The sequence below is a fragment of the Paenibacillus kribbensis genome (genome assembly GCF_001705305.1).
In the GTDB taxonomy this organism is placed as follows: Bacteria; Bacillota; Bacilli; order Paenibacillales; family Paenibacillaceae; genus Paenibacillus; species Paenibacillus kribbensis_B.
Window position 1 is genome coordinate 300332 of sequence record NZ_MCBP01000006.1, and the last position, 24094, is coordinate 324425.

Annotated in this window: 1 protein-coding gene (only partly in view); it reads right to left on the reverse strand. The window is 52.3% G+C overall.

Features of this window, described 5'->3' with window-relative positions; genetic code table 11:
* A protein-coding gene (locus BAZ21_RS13990; protein ID WP_068501588.1) for a non-ribosomal peptide synthetase crosses the window boundary here: on the reverse strand, positions 1–24058 show its 5' portion. It extends 18047 nt beyond the left edge of the window; the window shows 24058 of its 42105 coding nt (coding positions 1–24058); the start codon lies at positions 24056–24058; its stop codon lies beyond the left edge, outside the window.
* Between the last annotated feature and the right edge of the window lie 36 nt (positions 24059–24094).

Here is a 24094-nt window from a genome sequence, read left to right on the forward strand (position 1 = left end):
TAACGCCCCACACGGTCTGCATCAGCGTATTAATCGTCACCTGCTGCTGCTTCGCAATCCGGTACATGGCTTCACTCCACGTTCGATCCAGATCAACCGTTATTTTTTCAGAAACATATTCGCCAATGTCACCCGCTGAAACAGATGCAGCACTTTCCTTATTGTCCAGCGCTTGATCCTTCATTGAAGCATCTGAACCAGGCAACAACGTCTGCTGCTCAAATCCGGCCAAATAGCTGCTCCAGTAGTCTCTTGCCGCACGCTCATCCTGACGGTCCAGCCATTCAATATATTGGCTGTATGGTGTAATCGCGGCAAGCTCCGGCTGCTTCTGCTCCAGCAGTGCAAAGTACGTACCGAACACTTCGCCTGTGACCAGAGACAGGCACCAGCCATCCATTACAATGTGATGGAAGCTCCATACCAGGTGATACGTCTGTTCATCTGTCTGCAACACCTGTACGCGCATGAGCGCATCCGTACCGAGATCAAAGCCCCGAGCTTGGTCCTGCAGCTTGAACGTCTGAATATACGCCTGTTGTTCCGCTTTTTGCATTCCGCGTAAATCCTCGAAGGAAAGATCGCTGCCTTTGTGACGGAACACAATCTGCAATGGCTCCTGATTCCGGCCTGTCTCAAACATATGGAAATTCGTCCGCAACGCTTCATGCCGCTGTGTCAGTAGTTCAAGGCTCTTACGGAATACAGCAACATCAAAGCTGCCCTGTTGATCAAACGATGCTTGCTGGAAGTAAGCGCCTGACTCCGGCTCCATCAAACTATGGAAAAGCATTCCCTTCTGCATAGGGGAGAGAGCATACACATTTTCCAGTTCACCAACAGAAGCCGTTTGCTCCGTCAATTGTTCCAACTGCTCTAGTGTCAAGCCTTTGAACAATACATCACTTGGTGTCAGCTCACTCCGCTCCTTGGAGGCGCAATGAACGATCACTTCCTGCAAGCTTTCCTGCAGCAGCCGCGCAAATTTCTCCACGTTTTGCCCATGATATACCTTGCTGTCATAGCGAATTTCCAGCGTCAGCACGCCTGCTGTAATCATGCCGTTCACATTCAGCGGATGCTCTAAAAGAGTGCTGTCACTCATCGGCTCTCCACCTGCATGTGAAGATAGACCGATGTCACCATTTTCCAAATCCTGATCAAATTGTCCCAAATAGTTAAAGCTGATCTCAGGCTGCAAAATTAAGGATTGATCGGCATCACCAGCAGACATATATTTTAAAATACCGTAGCCAATGCCCTTATGCGGTACATGGCGCAGGTCTTCCTTCACCTGCTTGATTCGCTGTCCTACTTCTGCCTTTCCGTCAACATTGAGCAGTACCGGATATTGGCTCGTAAACCAGCCCACTGTACGTGTGATGTCGATATCTGGAACGATGGCTTCCCGGCCATGGCCCTCCAGATTGACCAGTACGCGCTTCTGACCGCTCCAGTTGTATAATGCCGTGCCGAGTGCAGTTAACAGCAGATCATTGACTTCTGTGTTATACGCGCGATGCGCTTCCTGAAGCAGCAGTCGTGTTTCCTGCTCGCTCCAAGCCACTGTTACAGTCTCACTGTCTCTCAGCAGATAGTGCGGTTCTTCCGCTCTCTCATGATCCTTAGGCAGCGATACGAATTCCGTTTGGGCAAGACGCTGCCAGTATGAGCGTTCATTTTCGATGGCCGGACTATTCGCATATTGAGACAAGCGCTCTGCCCACGTGGAGAACGAATCCGTTTTATATGGCAGACGAATCGATTCTCCCTGAACCGCCTGCTCATATCCAGTGGCAAAATCCTCAAACACAATCCGCCATGAAATGCCGTCCACCACCAAATGGTGAATCGCAATCAGTAAATGATCTCCATCCGTGCAGTGGAAAAGCCCTAGCTTGACCAGTGGTCCCTCGTCTAGACGAATGGAACTCTGGATGGCATTCGCTTTCACTTCAATGGCCTTCACCACATCCGCAGCATCTTCGAAGCCCGTTAAATCAACAACGTCCAGACTGTACAGCTTGCCTTCGTTCAAGCCGCGATTCCACGCTTCATAGCCCTGTTCGGTCTGACGGAAGACCATACGCAAGGCATCATGATGCTCGGTAACCTTGGTCACCGCTTGATGCAATGCGTCTACATCGAAGCCTTCCGCTCTATGCAGCATGACCGACTGGTTGAAATAATGCGGCTCTGCCGATGATTGTCCAAAGAACCATTGCTGGATCGGGGTCAATTTAGCTGTCCCAGAAACTACCCGCTGATCAGCTGTACGGCTGACCTTGTGTACATGACCACTCAGCAGCGATACGGAAGGATATTGGAACAAATCCTTCATTTCCAGCTTGTAGCCAGCTTGCAGCAAACGGGAGGATACCTGGATTGCCTTGATCGAATCGCCGCCCAGATCAAAGAAATTATCCAAAATCCCGACTCTCTTCGCACCCAATACGGCCTGCCAAACGGAAACCAGCGTCTGCTCCAGCGCTGTGCACGGCTCTACATAATCCGCTCCACTTTGCAGACTGCCTTCCGGTGCCGGCAGGGCCTTGCGGTCGATTTTGCCGTTTGGTGTCAGCGGCATCTGCTCCAGCTGGATGAAATACGAAGGCACCATGTAATTTGGAAGCTCCTCGCCCAGCAAGCCACGCAGCTCACCTGCACTCACTTCCCGCTCGGCCACATAGTACGCCACCAGTTGATTTTGCCCCTGCTCGTCCGCCTGTGCCAGTACGATGACCTCTTGCACATCTTCCACTTTCAGAATTTGGGCCTCGACCTCGCCTAGCTCGATCCGGTAGCCCCGGATTTTCACCTGATGGTCGATCCGGCCCAAATACTCGATGTTGCCGTCCGGCATCCATCTCGCCAAGTCCCCTGTACGGTACATTCGTTCATAGCCTGCTTCGCCAGCCGCAAACGGATTTGGTACAAATTTCTCAGCCGTCAGCTCTGGACGATCCAGATAACCACGGGCCAGTCCCGGACCGGACACGCACAGCTCACCCGCTACGCCTACCGGAGCCAAATGTCCATGTACATCCACCATGTATACCCGATGATTCGGCACAGGGCGTCCGATGGAAATCAGTTGTCCTGCTCTCTCATCCTCGGATACCGGCCAGATCGACGTCGCTATCGAGTTTTCGGTTGGACCGTAGCCGTTGTAGTACGCCACCTGGTCCTTCCACTTGTATACCAGCTCTCTCGATGAGGCAGAACCCGCAGTGAACAGAATACGTAGGTTTGGCATCCGTTCCGGCTCCAGATACACCGCATAGGTTGGCGGCAAGGCAGCTACGGTAATCCGGTGATCCGCCATATATTGCTCAAACCGCTCATAGTTCAAAATCGTCTCTGATGTTGGAACGTATAGCGTCGCTCCGCAGAACAGCGCCTGAAAGATTTCCCAGCAAGCCGCATCAAATGAATAGCTGGCGAACAGCAACGCATGATCCGTCATACTGATTCGAAGAGTCTGATCAAAATACGTTTTCAAATTGCACAGCCCGTGATGCTCCAGCATAACGCCCTTCGGCTGTCCCGTCGTACCCGACGTATAGATCACATACGCCAGATCGTTCGGGCCGGACAGCGGCTCCAGATTGGAACCATCCTCGTGATACACAGCCTGCTCCCCATCCAGCACCAGCATGCGGCCGTCAAACGCAGCTTTGTCCACCAAATGACTCTGCGTCAACAGCAGCTTCGCTCCCGAGTCGTCCAGCATATAGCGGATACGCTCCTCTGGATACGTCGGATCAATAGGGACATATGCACCCCCGGCTTTCAAAATCCCGAAAATGCCCACGATCATGTCTATCGAACGCTCGGTCATCAGACCCACCAAACGATCCTTCGTCACGCCTTGACTACGCAAGGTACGAGCCAAGCGGTTCGCACGTTCATTCAGCTCGCGATAGCTTAGCTGCTCTCCTTCAAAGAACAACGCTGCCTGCTCCGGTGTCTGTGCTGCTTGCGCCTCGAACAAGCCGTGAATCGTTTGTCCACTTGGATACTCGGCGGCTGTATCTCCCCATACGCCCAGAATTTGCTCGCGCTCCTGCTCGCTTAACATATCCAGCTCTTGCACCCGAATGTCCGGCTTCGCTGTCACCTGCTCCAGCAGCTGCACCAGATGGCCTCGAATTTGCTCTACACTTTCACGTTCAAATGCCAGTGCATTATAACCAAAGCTCATGTGAATGGTGTTCCCCGGCAACACCACCAGGTTAAAGTCATAGTTGGTCTGCTCGGCAGACTCGGCTCCTGTGATACTGAAGCTGGACTCATCATCACCGTTGCCTAATTGCTCAATTTGCTCCTCTACCGGATAGTTTTCAAAAATAAGAATATGATTAATCAAATCCTGCTTGAGCTCCGACAACCCCTGAATTTCATACAGCGGGTACGTATCGTAGGTATGGGAAGCAATGGATTGCTGCTGATTTTGCTTCATCACGTCCGAGAACAAGCTGTCCTCTTGAGTGCTGATGCGTACAGGGATCGTATTAATAAACAGACCTATGATGTGCTCCACATTCGGAATTTCTGCCGGACGTCCAGATACTACGCTGCCAAACACCACATCATCCGTGCTGTTATATTTCTGCAGCAAAATGCCCCAGACGGTCTGCATCAACGTATTAATAGTCACCTGATAACGTTTGGCTACTCGCTGAATGCCAGCCGTTAGCTCCGCACCCAGGTCAAAGTCCAGACGCTCTGCCTGATACCCCGTTTTGCCCTGAATTTTTGCCTGTGGCAAGCGGGACTGTTCCTCATACCCTTCCAGATACTTGCTCCAGTAACCGGATGCAGCCTGACGATCCTGCTGCTCCAGCCATTCGATATATTGACTGTACGGCGTTACAGGTGCCAGCTCCGGCTGCTTATGAGCCAGTATCGCAAAATAGCTCGCAAACACTTCGCCTGTCACCAGCGACAAGCACCAGCCATCCATCACGATATGATGAAAGCTCCATACAAAACGGTACGAATCCTCACCTGTGCGTAAAACAGCGACACGCATCAAAGCATCTTGCGCCAGATCAAAGCCTCTCTGCTTGTTTTTGCGTGTATATTCAAGGATGTAATCGTTTTGCTTCTCTTCCTCCATATCCCGCAAATCCTCTACATACAGTTCGCTGCGCTTATTCCGGTACACGACCTGAAGCGGTTCATCCTTCCAGCCGCTGTAGAAATTCGTACGCAGTGCCGTATGCCGCTGCACCAGTACATCCAGACTTGCCGCAAACGCAGCGATATTAAAATGTCCTTGCAAATCAAAGGATGCCTGCTCAAAATAAGCTCCGGATTGTGAGTCCATGAGATTGTAAAAGAGCATACCCTTCTGCATCGGGGTCAGTGCGTATACATTTTCCAGCTCACCTATACGCGCAGCCTGCTCTGTAATTTGTTCCAGCTCTCCAGTCGTCAGACCTTTGAAGGACACATCACTCGGGGTCAACTCCGGTTGTTCCTGAGCGACGCAATGCGTAATCACCTCTTGCAAAGCGGATTGAAGCAGTCCCGCCACACGTTCCAGCGTTTCCTTGCGATACTGCTTACGGCTGTAAGCGATCGTCAATCGCAACGTGCCTTCTGAGATCATCGCGTTCAAATCCAGCGTGTACTGTAGCGGTGAATGTGCATCATCTGTCTCCCCTGCACTGCAGGAGGACAACGTAATTCCGCTGTTTTGCAAATCCTGATCGACCTGACCCAAATAGTTAAAGCTGATTTCCGGTTCTGCTGCAATCGTACGCGCTTCATCCGATGTGAACGCATGGGACAAGTAGCGCCACGTTCCATACGTCAGCCCTTTATGCGGAATCCGACGCAAACCTTCCTTCGTTTCTTTAATCCGCTCTGCCAGCGTCAGGTTGACACCTGTGTTTAGCAGCACCGGGTACAGGCTCGTAAACCAGCCTACCGTACGTGTAATATCCACCTCTGGCAGAATGGCTTCCCGACCATGTCCCTCCAGATTCATCAGAACATGTCCTGCGCCTGTCCAGTTGTACATTGCCAAGCCTAGCGCGGTCAGCAGCAAATCATTGACCTCGGTGTTATAGGCCCGATGAGCCTGCTTCAACAACTGCCGGGTTTCGGCTTCGCTCCACTCCACCGTCAGCACTTCGCTGTCGGCATTCAAGGAACCTTCATAGACAAAATCCTTAGGCAGTGGGGCAGCTTCGGCTTTGGCCTGTTCCAGCTGTTGCCAGTAGGCTTCATCCACTGCCGCCTCAGCGCGGTTGGCATAGGACGTCAATTCGCGTGCCCACGTTTGGAAGGAATCTGTTTTATATGGCAATCGTACAGGCTCGCCCTTTATTGCTTGCTCGTAGCCTGTAGCGAAATCCTCAAACAGAATTCGCCACGACACCCCGTCCATCACCAAATGGTGAATGGCTATAAGTAAATGATCGCCCTCTGCTGTGCGGAACAATCCCAGCTTCACCAAAGGTCCTTCCGACAGATGGATGCTGCTTTGAATTTCGGTCGCCTTCGCTTCCAGCGCCTCCGCATAAGTCGTCCGTTCACGGTAGTCCACGGTCTCCAGCGTATACAACGCGCCTTCCTCTACACGGCGTGTCCAAGCCGCGTAACCGGAGGCACCCGGACGGAAAACTGTACGCAGCGCATCATGATGCTTCACGATGTGATCCATTGCCCGGCGAACCGCCGTCTCATCAAAGCCTGTGGCGCTATAGAACATAACCGCCTGATTAAAGTGCTGCGGACGCTCACGCTCCTGCGCAAAGAACCAGTGCTGGATCGGAAGCAAGGCAGTTTCCCCGCTGACTTCTCCCTGATCTGCAATTCGTCTTACCTCGTACATATACGGTGCCAGTGTTGCGACCGTTGGATACTGGAACAAATCCTTCATGTCGAGCTTGTAGCCTGCCTGGAACACACGGGATGCGATTTGAATCGCCTTGATCGAATCGCCGCCCAGATCAAAGAAATTGTCCAAAATACCGACGGTTTGCACGCCCAGTACCGACTGCCAGACCGCCACGAGTGCCCGTTCCGGCGCGGTACGCGGCTCTGCATAATCCGCTCCGCTTTGCAGACTGCCTTCTGGCGCTGGCAGGGCCTTGCGGTCGATTTTGCCATTTGGACTCAGCGGCATCTGCTCCAGCTGTACAAAGTACGATGGCACCATATAGCTTGGCAGCTCCCGGCCCAGCTCACTTCTCAGTTCATTTCTCAGTTCACCGGCTCCGAGCTCTTGCCCGGCGACGTAGTACGCCACCATTTGTTTTTGCCCCGTTTCATCCGTACGTGCCATGACTACGGCTTCTCGGACCGACTCCACTTTCAGCAGCTGCGATTCGATCTCGCCCAGCTCAATGCGATAGCCCCGGATTTTCACCTGATGGTCAATCCGGCCCAAGTATTCGATGTTGCCATCCGGCATCCATCTTGCCAAATCGCCCGTGCGGTACATCCGCTCATAGCCTGCTTCACCATCGGCAAACGGATCTTTCACAAATTTCTCTGCCGTCAGCTCCGGACGGTTCAGGTAGCCACGCGCTACGCCTACACCGCCAATGCACAGTTCGCCTGCAACCCCAATCGGCTGCAATTGCTCCGTTCCTTCCTTGACGATGTACAGACGGATGTTCTGAATCGGTTTTCCGATCGGAATAACCGCATATTCTTCTCCTGGCTCGCAATCGAAGTACGATACGTCCACGGTCGCTTCCGTCGGGCCGTACAGGTTGATCAGCTTCGCTCCACCCAGGCTCGACACAAGCCGTTGGAACCTCGCCACATGCTGCGGCGGCAACGCTTCGCCGCTGGCAAATATATGGCGCAGCGTACCCAGCTTCGCCTGCATCACTTCCTGCGGCTGCTGCTCCGCATATTCCAGGAACGCATGCAGCATGGCAGGAACAAAGTGCATCGTGGTGACTCTATCACGGGCAATCGTATCGACGATGTCCTCCGGATTCTTTTCCCCACCGACTGACAGCAGGCTCACCTTCGAGCCGACCATCGACCACCAGAACAGCTCCCACACCGACACATCGAATGTAAAGGCGGTCTTTTGCAGGATCGTATCCTCCGCACTCAAGCCGTAGCGGTCATGCATCCACAAAATCCGGTTCAGGACTGAATGGTGCTCGACCATAACGCCCTTCGGTTTTCCAGTCGAGCCGGAGGTGTAGATGACATAGGCTGCATGGCGCGGCCCGGCCAATGGCTCCAGATTCGAGCCATCCTCGTGGTAAATGTCCTTGCCATCCAGTGCCGGACGATCCAGCACCAGCACCTGGCCCTCAAAGCTCTGCGACACTTGCTCCACCCAACGCGCTTGCGTCAGCACCAGCTTTGCTCCCGAGTCCTCCAGCATAAAGCGGATGCGATCCACTGGGTATTCTGGATCGATTGGCACATAGGCTCCGCCTGCCTTGAGGATCGCATAGATACCTACGATCATTTCCAGCGAGCGCTGTACCAGAATGCCTACCGGCTGATCCGGTTCAACGCCTTCCGCACGCAGCGTCCGGGCCAAGCAGTTCGCACGCTCATTCAGCTCAGCGTAGGTCAACGATTCCGCTCCGCACAGTACCGCCACTTGCTCCGGCGTGTTCGCTGCCTGCTGCTCGAACAGCGCACTTAACGTCTGATCCTGCGGATAGGCTGCCGCCGTATCTCCCCAGACCTGAACGATCTGCGCCTGTTCTTCCGGCGTTACCAATTCCAGCTCATTCACACGGATGTGCGGATTGTCCACAATTTGCCCGATGACATGGTCGATATGGCCTTGGATACGCTGCATGGCATATCGGTTATAGACCAGGGCATTGTACTCAAGCAGGATGGAGATATCCTCGTCAGGCACTACAATCAGGTTAAAATCATAGTTGGTTTGCTCTGCAATGGCCACATTTGCTATGGACAAACCAGCCTGTGTACCTGTCTCGCCGGAGCCGGTTGCCTGACTGATCTGCTGCCCGATCGGGAAGTTTTCAAATACCATAATGTGATTAATCAGGCTTTGCTTTTGTTCAGTCAGCGCCTGTATTTCATACAGCGGGAACGTGTCATACGCACCCGAGGCCAAAGCCTGCTCCTGTGTACGCTGCAATATTTCAGCAAACGTAGCATTCCGCTCACTGTAAATGCGAACCGGAATCGTATTGATGAACAGCCCGATCATGTTTTCCACACCCGGAATTTCTGCCGGACGCCCGGATACAACACTGCCAAACACAACATCCTCATTGTTGTTGTATTTCTGCAATATGACGCCCCAGACGCTTTGCAGCAGTGTATTAATCGTTACCTGTTGCTTCTTGGCAATTTCGTTCAATGCCGCGCTCCGTTCTTCACCCAGCACGAATGACAGCTTTTCCGAAACATATCCGGAATTTGAAGTCACACCGCTTCTGCCTGTTCCCTCAGCCCGTTCCATTACAGATGCCTGTACACTTTCCCCGGGCAACAAGGTCTTCTGCTCAAAGCCAGCCAGATAGTCGCTCCAATAGCGGGTTGCTTCCTGCGCATCCTGCCGTTTCAGCCATTCAATATAGCGACTATACGGCTTGACAGGTGCCAACACCGGCTGCTTGTTCTCCTTCAGGGACAAATATGCACTGAGCACTTCTTCTGTCACTAGCGACAAGCACCAGCCGTCCATCACAATGTGATGGAAGCTCCACACAAAATGGTATGAGCTATCAGCCGTACGGAAGACAGCTACGCGCATAAGCGCATCCTTGCCTAAATCAAAGTTTTGAACTTTATCCCGAGCCACAAATTCAGCGATAGCGTCTTCACGCCCTCTGACATCCTCATAATGCAAGACCGGCTTTTTGTGGCGGTATACGACCTGCAGCGGTTGACCATGCCAGCCACTGTAGAAATTCGTCCGGAATATAGCATGCCGGCTTACCAGCAAATTCAGACTCGTCTCAAATACATCCCGCTCAAAATGTCCCTCCAGATCAAACGTCGCCTGTTCAAAATACATTCCTGATTCTGCGTTCATCAGACTATGGAACAGCATACCCTTTTGCATTGGCGTTAACGGATATACATTCTCCAATTCTCCAACGGCTTTTGTCTGCTCTATAATCGTATCTAGCTGCTCCAGTGTCAGACCTTTTAACAGGACATCGCTTGGAGTTAATTCAGTCCGCTCACGTGTGATACAATGCTCAATAATTTCAAGCAGATTTGCCTTTAACAGGTCAGCCAGCATTTGGATCGTGTCCTTGCGGAAGGCCTTGCCGTTATACCGAATGTCCAGTTCCAGTTCGCCGTTCGTGACGAGTCCACCCACATCAAGCGCGTATTTCATCTCCGTCCGATCACTGACGACCGATCCAATAGGATATGGAGACATACGAGTATCACTGTTGTGCAAATCCTGATCGAACTGTCCGAGATAGTTAAAGCTCACTTGCGGTTCGGCATAACCTTCACCGGATTGACCAACTGCCTGACCGGATTCACTGAGATATCTCCAAATACCGTAGCCAATCCCTTTATTCGGAATTTGACGCAGGCTTTCTTTGACCTGTTTAATGCGTCCCGACAAAATCTGATCACGACCGATGTCCAGCAATACCGGATATTGACTCGTAAACCATCCTACGGTACGAGAAATGTCCATATCCGGCAAAATATTCTCACGTCCGTGTCCCTCTAAATTAATCAGACTGCGTTCATGCCCGGTCCATGTGTACAGCATCATACCCAATGCAGTCAGGAGCAGATCGTTCACTTCCGTGTTATATGCGCGGTATGCCTGCTTTAATAGCCGTGTTGTCTCTTGTTTCGTAAGCTTGACAATCACTGTATCCGTGTCAGCCAAGGTAAATCTGCCATCCTGCGCTTGATCCTCAGGCAACCGTGCTTGATCAGCCAAAGCAGATGCATTCAATTGCTCCCAGTAGACGCGTTCGCTTTCCATTGCCGGACTATCCGCAAAAGTGACAAGCCTTTGAGACCATGAACGGAAGGAATCCGTTTTGTCTGGCAACTGTAGCCCTTCCTGACGGACGGCTTGTTCATAGGCTGTAGCCAAATCCTCAAACAAAATGCGCCACGATACCCCATCCACCACCAAATGGTGAATCGCCATCATCAGATGATCCCCATCAGCACAGTGGAAGAGGCCAGCTTTGAAAAGTGGTCCTTCATGCAGACGAATACTGCTTTGAATTTCGCTGGCTTTCGCCTCGATCGCTGTGCTGAGCAAGGCTTCATCCGTCAAATCCGTAAAGTCCAGCACATCCAGGTGGTATAGCTCACCTTCCTGTAATCCGCGGTGCCATGCTTCATAGCCTTGCTCGGTCTTGTTGAACACCATCCGCAGTGCATCGTGATGCTCTGTCAGCTTGCTAAGAGCCTGACGCAGAGTGGATTCATCAAAGCCCTTCTCCCGGTGCAGAATGACTGCCTGATTAAAGTGATGTACGTCCACCTGCTCCTGCTCTGCAAACCAGTATTGTATCGGCGTCAGCGCCACTTTCCCTGTAACTTCGCCTTGCTCGGCCGTTTTCTTATCCGCTAGACGCAGATGCGAAGCCAGTTCCTTGACGCTCGGATATTTGAACAAATCCTTCATATCCATTTTGTATCCGGCTTGAAGCAGTCTGGAGGAGAATTGAATCGCTTTAATCGAGTCACCGCCCAGATCGAAGAAATTATCCAGCGTGCTGATTTGTCCAGCACCAAGCACCGTTTGCCAGACAGCCGCGAGCGCCTGCTCCGCTGCTGTTTGCGGTGCTACATACTCAATTCCAGTCTGTAATCCGCCTTCCGGCGCAGGCAGTGCTTTTCGATCCACCTTGCCGTTCACCGTCAGTGGAATCTGCTCCAGGTGAATGAAATAAGAAGGCACCATATAACCCGGGATTTCCTGCGCCAGCAGATTTCTCAGTTCTCCTGTACTCCACTCCCGATCAGAGGTGTAGTACGCGCACAGTACTTTTTGTCCAAATTCATCCTCGCGTGCCAACACCACAGCTTCACGGATGGAATCCAAATTTAACAGCTGCGTCTCCACTTCGCCCAGTTCAATCCGGTAACCGCGAATTTTAACCTGTTGGTCAATCCGTCCGGCATATTCCAATATGCCATCCTCACGCCAGCGAACAAGGTCACCCGTGCAATACAGACGGTCAGCCTCCACCCATGGATTGGGCAGGAATCTCTCAGCCGTCAGCTCAGGACGGTTCAGGTAACCACGTGCAACTCCGTCTCCGCCGACAACCAGCTCACCCCAAGCTCCAATTGGCTGAAGATTGAACGCCGAATCCACAACATACGCCGTCGAATTACGGATTGGACGTCCGATCGGCACAGAATCCAGCTGTTCTTCTGTAATGTGATACGTTGTCGAAAAGGTAGTATTTTCCGTAGGCCCATAACCGTTGATCATGTTCATGCCCGGATTATCACGCAGTACCCGGTTAATATGCGGTGCGGACAGCACATCGCCTCCGACCAGCAAATACTTCACATCGCCGAACAGCTTACTGTCCTGCTGTGAAAGCTGATTAAATAACGGTGTGGTCAGCCACATCATGTTGATGCGATGATCCTGTATCGTCTCCTTGAGCTTGGCCGCGTCCAAAAGATCATCCTTGTGCACAAGTACAAGCTGACCGCCGTTCAGCAGCGCACCCCAAATTTCAAACGTAGATACATCAAATACAAACGCGCAAGTCTGCAGCATTCGCGTCGATTCATCGAACGGCACATAATTCGTATTGCGCACGAGACGCACGACACTTTGATGCTCAACAACTACACCCTTCGGCTTGCCTGTAGAGCCTGAGGTATAAATGACATAAGCGGCATGATGGCCCGCGCCAGCAATCTCCAGATTAGAGTCGTCCGCACTGTAAGACGTTTCATCATTCAGATTCACAATCTGCCCGTCAAAATAGCAGCGGTCCAGTAAATCCTGCTGAGCCAGCAGCAGCTTGGCTCCCGAGTCCTCCAGCATATAGCGGATACGGTCTTCCGGATATTGAGGATCTACCGGAACATACGCGCCCCCAGCCTTCAAAATAGCCAGCGTTCCGGTAATCATATCCAGCGAGCGCTCTGTCAGAATACCGACAGGTTCATCCGCCTTGACTCCTGCATCCCGCAGCGTATGTGCCAATCGGTTGGCCGCTTCATTAAGCTCCCGATAGGTTAGAGATTGATGTCCCAAAGCTACGGCCATATGATCCGGCGTGCGTTCAGCCTGCTCCTCAAACAGCTTTTGGATCGTCTGATTGCGCGGATATACAGAAGCAGTATCATTAAACGACGCTGTAATCTGTTGTTTTTCCGACGCCGTGACCAATTCCAGCTCTTCAACACGAACATGCGGGTTGAGCGAAATTTGTTCCAGCAGACGCGCAAAATGTCCATGCAGACGCTCAATGCCTGCCTGATCAAAACTGAGCGCGTTATACATAAAACGAATCTTGATGCCTTCTCCCGGCATAACGGCTACGTTCAGATCGTAGTTGGTTTGCTCTGTAGCCACCACGTTCGAAATCGTAAATGGTTCCTGTCCTTCGCTTCCCAGTTGCTCTACCTGCTGCTCCACCGGATAATTTTCAAATATCATAATATGATTGATCAAATCCTGCTTCTGCTCGGTAAGCGCCTGAATTTCATACAGCGGGAAGGCGTCATAGGCATTGGAGGCCAACGCCTGTCGCTGTGTTCGCTTCATCAGTTCGACAAAGGCTTCGCCCTTTTCTGACTGAACACGTACTGGGATCGTATTAATGAACAGCCCGATCATGCGCTCCACACCAGGAATATCGCCTGGACGACCGGATACAACGCTGCCGAACACGACATCCGTACTGTTGTTATACTTTTGCAGCAGGACGCCCCATACCGTCTGAATCAGTGTGTTGATGGTCACCTGATTTTGTTTTGCCACCCGTTCAATCTGAGCAACCAGCTCCGGCTGGAAGTCGCATTCCAGCTCTCCGGCGACATATTCCCCGGCTTGTATGGATTTAGGCTGTGTTTTTTGCTGCGGAAGTGTAATTTGTTGCTCGTAGTCTGCCAAATAGCCGCTCCAGTATTGCAGGGACGCCTCACGATCCTGACACTCCAGCCATTCGATAAAGCGACTGAACGGCGTGACAGGCTCCAGCACTGGCTTCTGACCTGCACGAAGTGCCAGATAGCTGCCAAATACCTCCTGTGTCATAAAGGACAAGCACCAGCCATCCATCAAAATGTGATGGAAGCTCCAAATAAAGCGGTACGTTTCATCCCCGGTTTGCAGAATGGAGACACGAATGAGCGCATCCTCTGCCAGACGGAATCCTTTGGCTTTATCCGCAAGGATAAAAGCTTCAACCCGAGCTTCACGTTCCTCCTTTTCCAGTCCGCGCAAATCTTCATAATACAAGGCTCCGCTGCGGCTGCGGAAGACGACCTGCACAGGCTCATCCTTCCATGAACTGATAAAGTTCGTCCGCAGTGCCTCATGTCGTTGGACGAGCAGATCAAAACTTTTGCCAAAAGCAACCACATCAAAACGTCCGTTCAACTCAAAGGTTGCCTGCTCAAAATAAGCCGCTGAATCCGTGTCCATTAAGCTGTAGAAAAGCATGCCCTTTTGCATTGGCGTTAAGGCATACACATTTTCCAGCTCACCCAGATCCCGCGTATCTTCCACCAACTGCTCCAGCTCGTCCAGCGTGACGTTATTTAGCAGAACATCACTTGGCGTCAATACCGTTCTTTCCTGGGCGACACAATGGCTAATCACCTCACGCAAACCAGCCGCCAGTAGCTCACCAAGCCGTACAATCGTTTCATGACGGAATTGCGTTGTGCCGTAACGAATGGTGAAGAGCAGCTCGCCATCCTCGATCACGCCATTGATATCCAGTGCAAAATCCATAGCCGCGTTTGTGCTGACAGGCACACCGATGGAGTAGGAGGAAGGCTGCAGATCATTGCCTTTATAATCCTGATCAAACTGTCCCAGATAGTTAAAGCTGATCTCTGGCTCCGCTTGAAGCTTCACACCTGCTTGCGCAAAAGCATCTGTATTTGACAGGTATCGCAAAATACCGTAGCCAATGCCTTTTTGCGGGATATGACGCAGCCCTTCCTTGACCCGTTTGATCAAACGAGCTGTGTTTCCGCCTTGTCCCAGACTTCCATCCAATACAACCGGGAATTGGCTCGTAAACCAGCCAACTGTGCGCGTAATATCCACATCCGGCAAAATGACCTCCCGTCCATGGCCCTCCAGGTTGACCAGCACCCGTTCGGAACCGGACCAGTCATATACGGCTTTGCCGAGTGCAGCCAGCAGCAGGTCATTCATCTCCGTGTTATACGCGCGGTGAGCCTGCTTGAGCAGCAAATCCGTTTCCTGCTTCGTCCAGCGGACTGTGACAACCTCACTGTCTCCAAGTAAGGCATGATCGTTGGCAAAATCCTTCGGTAACGGCTTCACCATGCTGGCTTCCGCTTGTTCGATATACTGCCAGTAAGCAAGCTCCCGTTCCATCTCCGCACTGTTCGCATAAGCCGACAGATGCTCGGCCCATGTCTGGAACGAATCTGTTTTATGCGGCAGTCGAATGGCTTTGCCTGTTTTCCCTGCGACAGCCTGTTCATAACCAGATGCCAGATCCTCCAGCAAAATACGCCACGAGACGCCGTCCGCCACCAAATGGTGAATGACGATTAACAAATGATCGCCCCCAGCGCATTGGAACAAACCGAGCTTCACAAGCGGACCCTCGCTTAAATGAATGCTGGCTTGAATTTCACTCGCCTTGGCTTCCACAGCGGCAGATTCGTCTTCAACACCGCTGAAATTGACAATGTCCAGTGCATACAGCTCGCCTTCCTCCACACTGCGGTTCCAGGCTTCGTAGCCACGCTCTGTCTTGCGGAATACGGTACGCAATGCATCATGATGCTGAACCATTCGTTCCATCGTGCGCCGCAGCGCGTTTACGTCAAATCGTCCAGCTCGATACAGCATCATCGCCTGATTGCTGTGATGAAGATCAGCCGGTTGCTGCTCAAAGAACCACCGTTGAATGGGTGTCAGTTCCACCTTGCCTGCTGCCTCTTCCTGACTGGCGATCTTGCCATCTGTACGAAGCAAAGGACTCAGTGAAGCTACCGTCGGATTGCTGAACAGGTCTTTCATGTCCAGTCGATAGCCTGCCTGCAACAAGCGGGACGATACCTGCAGCGCCTTGATCGAATCGCCGCCCAGCTCGAAGAAGTTATCCTGCGTGCCTACCGCTTCCACGCCAAGCACCCCGGCCCATACCGCAGCCAATACCTGCTCGACCGTTGTACGCGGTGCCACATAGGCTGCGCCGGTATGGATGCTGCCTTCCGGCTCCGGCAAGGCCTTGCGGTCGATTTTGCCGTTGCTCGTCAGCGGAATTGCCTCCAGTCTCATCAGGCGTGCTGGTACCATATGCGCTGGCAGCCCCGCTTCCAGCTCTGCCTGGACCTCTTCGATCCGCAGCTCCGCTTCTCCGGTGATGTATCCGCACAGATACTTGTGCCCACGCTCATCCGTCCGGTCGATCACTACGGCTTGACGCACACCCGGCACCCGCTGGATCGCCGTTTCGATCTCGCCCAGTTCGATCCGGTAGCCCCGGATTTTGACCTGGTGATCCATCCGGCCGATAAAGTCCACATTCCCGTCCGGCATCCACCGTGCCAAGTCCCCCGTGCGGTACAGCCGTTCACCCAGCACGTACGGGTTCGCCACGAATTTCTCCGCCGTCAGGTCTGCACGGTTCAGGTAGCCCCGTGCTACCCCGGCTCCACCAATGCACAGCTCGCCCAGCACGCCGATCGGCACCGGATTCAGCTGGCTGTCCACGATGTAGAAGCGGGCGTTCAGCCACGCCTGACCAATCGGCACATTGCCGCTGCCCGGCAGCTTCGACAGCTCTTCGTCATAGAAGCTGGAGTCGATCGCCGCTTCCGTGACACCATAGCTGTTAATAATGCGGATATCCGAGCCAAATCTTTCCTGCAGCACCCGATAATCCGTTACGCTGCAACTGTCCGAGCTGGTGATCAGCAATTCCAGACTACTCATGTCCAGTCCATGTTCATGCACATGCTGCATGAATGGTACAATCAGAGCCGGTGTCGATTCGAACACCGTAATCTGGTAATCACGAATCCAGCCATACAGACGGCTCGGATCAATTCGGTCGTCTTTCGGGCAGATGACCATCGTACCGCCGTTATAGAGCGCCCGTGCGATATCGCCGACGAATACGTCGAAGGAGAAGCTCGCCAGTTGCAACAGCCGTACCGGGAACTGGTTCAGACGGTAGTCCCGACGATACGCCGCGGCCGTATTCACCAGGCTGCGATGCTCGATCATGACGCCCTTCGGACGTCCCGTTGTACCGGAGGTGTAGATCACATACGCCAGATCCTGCGGCTCGTTGATGTGTTCAACGTCTGTGGCATCCCCGGTATACAGCGACTCATCGTCCAGCGCCAGCACCGTATGCAGGCGCAGTACAGTCGCGGATTCGGACCCTGCTTCACGGTTAGATAGCGAAGCTAATTTTAAAGGACTCAGGTCTTCATGGAGAGCATCTTGTTCCATCGTCTCAGCGCTAACCGCCGTTTCCAGTTGTCCTTCGGACTTTCCTCCGGCCAAAGCCCATTGGCTTTCCTCCAGCCACGCCTGTGCACGCTCCTGCAAGCCGGTTTGAGTCAGCAGCACCGTAGCACCGCTGTCCTCCAGCATAAAGCGGATTCGCTCCGACGGATAATCGGCATCCAAAGGCACATACGCGCCTCCGGCCTTCCATACCGCCAGTACGCCGACCAGCATGTCCACCGAGCGTTCGCTTAAAATGCCGACAATCGACTCGCGTCCAATGCCTTCATTCCGCAATCGGCGGGCCAATTGGTTCGCACGCTCGTTCAGCTCACGGTATGTTAGCTGCTGCTGCTCGTACACCACTGCTACATGGTCCGGTACAAGCTGCGCCTGTTCTTCCACATAGGCGTGGAACAACAATTCTGCTTCCTTCGCATCACTCCACGCAGACACGCCAACTGAACCAAAACCGTCGATGATTTTTGCTTTTTCCTCAGCAGTCACCAGCTCAAGTTCATCGACCAGCGCATCCGGTCTGCTAATCGCTTCTTCTATAATATGCAGCAAATGTTCACGGATTTGCTCCACAGCTCCGCGTTCAAACACCAGCGCGTTATATTCCAAATGAACACTGATTTCATCGCCCGGCACAACTGTAATGTTGAAATCATAGTTTGTTTGCTCTGACATGGAGGCGTTGGCAATGGTAAAACCGTTCGTGGCATGGCTGCCCATTTGCTCCATACGCTGTTCCACCGGGTAGTTTTCAAACACCATAATATGGTTCACCAGATCCTGCTTCTGCTCTGTCAGGGCCTGAATTTCATACAACGGATAGGTTTCATAGGCACGGGAAGCAAGCGCCTGCTCCTGTGTCTGCTTCATCAGCCCGGCGAACGTAACATCTTTGCCGCTATGAATCCGTACTGGAACGGTATTAATAAACAAACCAATCATCTTATCGATGCCTGCAATATCCGCTGATCTACCCGATACGACACTGCCAAATACAACGTCCTGACTATTGTTATACCGTTGTAATACAACGCCCCACGCCGCTTGCAGCAGCGTATTGACCGTCACCTGCTGCTGCTTGACCAGCTTGTTCATCCGTTCGGTCACTTCACGGCTCAGCGTAAACGAAAGCTTGTCCGCCTCATATTCCTTGGCGTGACCATCCAGCTGTTTCGCTTGCGGCAGCACCGTCTGTTGTTCAAAGCCAGCAAAATAGTCACCCCAGAATCGCTCAGCCTCTGCGTTGTCCTGCCGTTCCAGCCATTCAATATATTCGCTGTATGGCGTTACCGGAGCAAGCTCAGGCTTGCGGTCTTCAAGCAATGCAAAATACGTATTGAATGCTTCCCCAACAATCAGGAACAAGCACCAGCCGTCCATCAAAATATGGTGGAAGCTCCACACAAAACGATATGACTCCTCGCCTGTACGCAAGATAGATACTCTCATCAGCTCGCCTGAGCTAAAATCAAAGCCCTCTGCTTTGTCGCGCTCAGCAAAATCGGCAATGTACGCGTTCAGCTCCTCTGGCTCCATGGAACGCACATCTTCAAACCGGAATCCGCCAGCCTTATGACGGTACACCACCTGTAAAGGCTGCTCATTCCAGCCGCTATAAAAGTTCGTTCTGAAAATTTGATGGCGATCCACCAGCAGATTCAGACCTTCGGCAAAAGCATCCACCTGAAAGCTGCCCTGCAAATCAAAGGTCGCCTGCTCAAAATACGCTCCTGATTGCGGCTCCATCAAGCCGTGGAACAGGATGCCTTTTTGCATGGGTGTTAATGAATAAATGTTTTCCAGCTCACCCGCAGCAGCGGTCTGCTCTACAATGTGCTCCAGTTCTCCAGCCGTCAGTCCTTGGAAGGACAGATCGCTTGGTGTCAGCTCCGGCAGCTCCTTTTCCACGCAATGGGCCAATACCTGACGTAAGCTTTCCTGCAGCAGATCAGCCAGTCTTTTGATTGATTTTTTCATGAACGTCTTGCTGCTGTAGCTGATCGTTAGTTCCAGCATACCGTCCGTGACCATGCCGTTGATATCAAGAGCATAACGCTTGGTCAACGTGTCACTTATGGAAGCCCCGATGGAATAAGGAGACATGCGGAATGCATTATTTTTCAAATCCTGATCGAATTGTCCGAGATAGTTAAAGCTGATTTCCGGCTCGGCTACAAAAGCGGCTTCCCCTTCCCCAGCAGCGAGATATCTCAGAATTCCGTATCCAATCCCTTTATGCGGCAAACGGCGCAGCCCTTCCTTGACGTTCTTGACACGTCGTCCCACATTACGATCCTGGCCCATATCCAGCACAACCGGGAATTGACTGGTAAACCAACCGACCGTACGTGTAATATCCACATCCGGCAAAATAGCTTCCCGTCCGTGTCCCTCCAGATTCACAAGCACCTGACTGATGCCTGCCCACTCATGAATAGCGGTTCCCAGAGCTGCCAACAGCAGATCGTTCGCTTCCGTATTATAGGCACGGTGTGCCTGCTTCAAAAATTGCTCTGTTTCTTTGACCGTCCACGCTACCGTAAGTGTGCGGTCATCGCGCAGCTGAGGCTTGGTCTCAGATTTGCGAGTGTAATCCTTGGGCAAAGCTGCTTGAGCAGCCCCAGCTTGCTCCAGCTGTTGCCAGTACGCACGTTCCTTCTCCAATGCTGTGCTGCTCGCATAAGCTGACAGCTGATCAGCCCACAGACGGAAGGAATCCGTCTTATTCGGCAAACGGACAGACTCGCCCCGTAAAGCCTGCTCATATCCAGACGCCAAATCCTCCAGCAAAATGCGCCAAGATACACCATCGACCACAAAATGGTGGATCGCGATCAGCAAATGATCCCCATCCGCGCAGCGGAACAGACCCAGCTTCACTAAAGGGCCTTCATCCAGACGGATACTGCTTTGAATTTCGCTCGCTTTAGCCTCCAGCACATCAGCAAAATCAGGCTCGTTCGTAAAGTCCACGACTTCGAGACTGAACAGCTCACCTTCCTGCAGGCCGCGATTCCAGGCTTCATATCCACCAGCTGCATTCTGATGGAATACGATACGCAGAGCGTCATGATGCTCGACAATGTGTTGCAGTGCCTCACGAAGCGCCGTTTCGTCCATACGATCCTCACGGTGCAGCATCAGCGCCTGATTATAGTGCTCCGGCTTGGAGGGCTGCTGCTCAATAAACCAATGCTGAATCGGCGTTAACGCTACCGTACCCGTGACTTCCCCTTGGTCCGAGACACGGTTCACCTTCTGCACTCGGCCATTCAGCTCCGCAATCGTCGGATATTGGAACAGCTCCCTCATTTCCAGCTTATAGCCGTTTTGCAGCAATCTTGAAGACACCTGAATGGCCTTGATCGAGTCGCCGCCCAGATGGAAAAAGTTATCCAGCACGCCGATATGCTCGATACCCAGTACAGATTGCCATACCGATACCAATGTCCGTTCTACGTCATTTCGGGCTGCTACATAGTCCTCGCCGGAATCCACACGTCCCTCCGGCTGCGGCAGCGCCCGGCGGTCTACCTTGCCGTTAGGCGTCAGCGGCAATTGCTCCATTGCAACGAAATACGACGGCACCATGTAGCCCGGCAGCTCCTGGCTCAACGCGCTGCGCAGCTCATTTGCCGCTACATCCGTATGGGTCACCACATAAGCGCAGAGCTGTTTTTGCCCCTGCTCATCCTCACGTGCAATCACGACGGCTTCTCGTACCGCCTCCAGCTTCAACAGCTGTGCTTCCACCTCGCCCAGCTCGATCCGGTAACCCCGGATTTTCACCTGGGCGTCAATCCGTCCCTTGTATTCCAGCGTCCCGTCCGCATTCCAGCGTACCAGGTCGCCTGTGCGATAGCAGCGTTCTCCGCTGCGGAACGGACTGTCGATGAACTTTTCAGCCGTCAGGTCCGGACGGTTGCGGTATCCACGTGCCACCCCGTCACCGCCGACGATCAGCTCTCCCCACGCTCCAACCGGCTGAAGCTGCATCGAACGGTCCACGACATACGCCGTCGAGTTATGGATCGGGCTGCCAATCGGCACCGATTCCGTTTGCACGCCGCTAATCGCATGCGTCGTGGAAAAGGTCGTATTTTCCGTCGGCCCATAGCCGTTAATAATCCGCAGAGACGGATGAGCCTTCAGCACCCGGTTAATATGCGGGACGGACAGCACATCCCCGCCGACCAGCAGCTCCCGTATCCCCTCGAACAGCTCTAGGTCCTGCTGGGATAGCTGGTTAAAGAGCGGTGCGGTCAGCCACATCGTCGTAATGCCATGGCTGCATACCGCTTCCTTGAGCTTCGGCGCGTCCAAAATGACATCCTGGCTCACCAGCACCAGCTGTCCACCGTTCAATAGCGCACCCCAGATTTCGAAGGTAGACGCGTCAAAGACAACAGCCCCGGTCTGTAAAATGCGCGTGTCAGCATCCAGTTGTGCATAGTTTGTATTTTTTACCAAACGCACGACATTGCGGTGCTCCACCATGACCCCTTTGGGTTGCCCAGTCGTTCCCGAAGTGTACATCAAATAGGCGAGTCGATTCCCGAATGTACCTGCTTGTAAAATCTCATTTTTCGGATTTGTATAATGGGTATAATCCGCATGATAAGCCTCGTTTTGCTCCGATTGTACGGTATTTAAGCCTTGATCATCCTCTGCCCCATATACAGTGGCATCGCTCAGATCCAGCACAATTCCGCTGTAGTCATCGGGTTGCTGCTCCGCGCGCTGCACCAGCAGCAGCTTCGCACCTGAATCCTCCAGCAGGTAGCGTACACGTTCTGCCGGATAATCCGGATCAATCGGCACATATGCGCCGCCCGCCTTGAGGATCGCCAGCATGCCGACGATCATATCTGTAGAACGCTCAGCGACGATACCCACCGTCCGTTCAACAGTAACACCGTAACCGCGCAGCGTGTGAGCCAGTCGGTTGGCCTGTTCATTCAGCTGTCCATAGGTTAGACGACTGTTTCCAAACACGACCGCCGTCTGATCCGGTGTACGCTCTGCCTGTTGCTCGAACAGTTCATGAATCCCTGCATCGTGTGGATATTCTACTGCTGTAGCATTGAATACATCCACAATTTGCGCTCGCTCTTCTTCACTAATCAGCGACAACTCCTGTATCCGCTTCTGTGGCCCTTTCACCATATGCTCCGCCACACTCAAAAATTGTTGGATGATTCGGGCAATTTCCTGTTCACTGAACAGCTCGGTACGATAATCCAGGTACAAGACAAGTCTATCGTCATCCAGCATTTCCACCATGTGAATATCGAAGTCGTTCACCGTATCTCCACAGAAATCGTTGTTCACCTGCTGAATGGCTTCATCAAAACGGGAGAAGCTCAGCGTACGGTACTGAATGGAAACGCCAAACAGGCGCTGAATGTCTAGACTGTTTTGCTGTTCACGCAAATCCTGAATAATTTTGTTGTACGGATAACGCTGATGCCGCAAAATGGACGACTGCTCCTTGCCCACACCTTGCAGGAAGGTCAGCAGCTCGGATTCCGGCCCAACCAGCAGGCGCGTAGCCACGGTGCTGACGAACATGCCAATCGTATCCTTTTCCTTTTTCGACGTACGGTTAGCGTACAGTGTACCTACTGTTAAATCCTGTTCCCCCGTCACTTTATGCAAATATATATACAGGGCGGCCAGGAAGAACGTAAAAATACTGATTTTATGCTCCTCGCAAAAAGCCGTAACACCACGATACAATTCATGCTCCAGTATAAAGCTCTCCCGGCGTGCAGCCGTGCTCAGTGTTAGCGGATTGTATGATTTTAAACCTGTAGTCTCCGGCAAATCGGCAAACTTCTCTGTCCAGTACGTCTTGTCCTTTTCATAGCGGTCAGATTGCTCATAGCTTTGCTCCACCTGAATAAAATCCAGATATGGATTCGCTTTAGCTGGTGCATCCTGACCACTATCATGCACAATATCCATGTAATGCGCAGTAATTTCATTAATGGCCTGATTCATGGATACACCGTCTGAAATAATATGGTGCATTTTGAAATTAAACCAGGTTTCTTCTGCCCCCAGCTGCAAAATAACAAACCGGTAAAGCTGCGAATCCAGCAATGAGAACGGCTGTGGATTATTGCGGTTTAGCCATTGATTAGCTTCCTCCGGGGTAACTTGGAGTATTTCTATGCTTTGAGCGGCAAATGGCTCTACATATTGATATGGAATACCGTCCTGAGCAGTGATTTTGATACGAAAAGAATCATTTTGCGCAATGACCTCGTTCATCGCCTGCTGCAATGCATCTATACGAACAGTTCCCTTGATTTTAACCGTTGCAATAATCGTAGACGTGTTGCGATTGGGATACAAAAGCTCCGTATACCAAATACGTTGCTGTGGCTGGCTTAATGAAATCAATTGAACATCATACTGAGTCATATGTCTCTCTCCTCGCAAAATAGATATGGGTAAAAA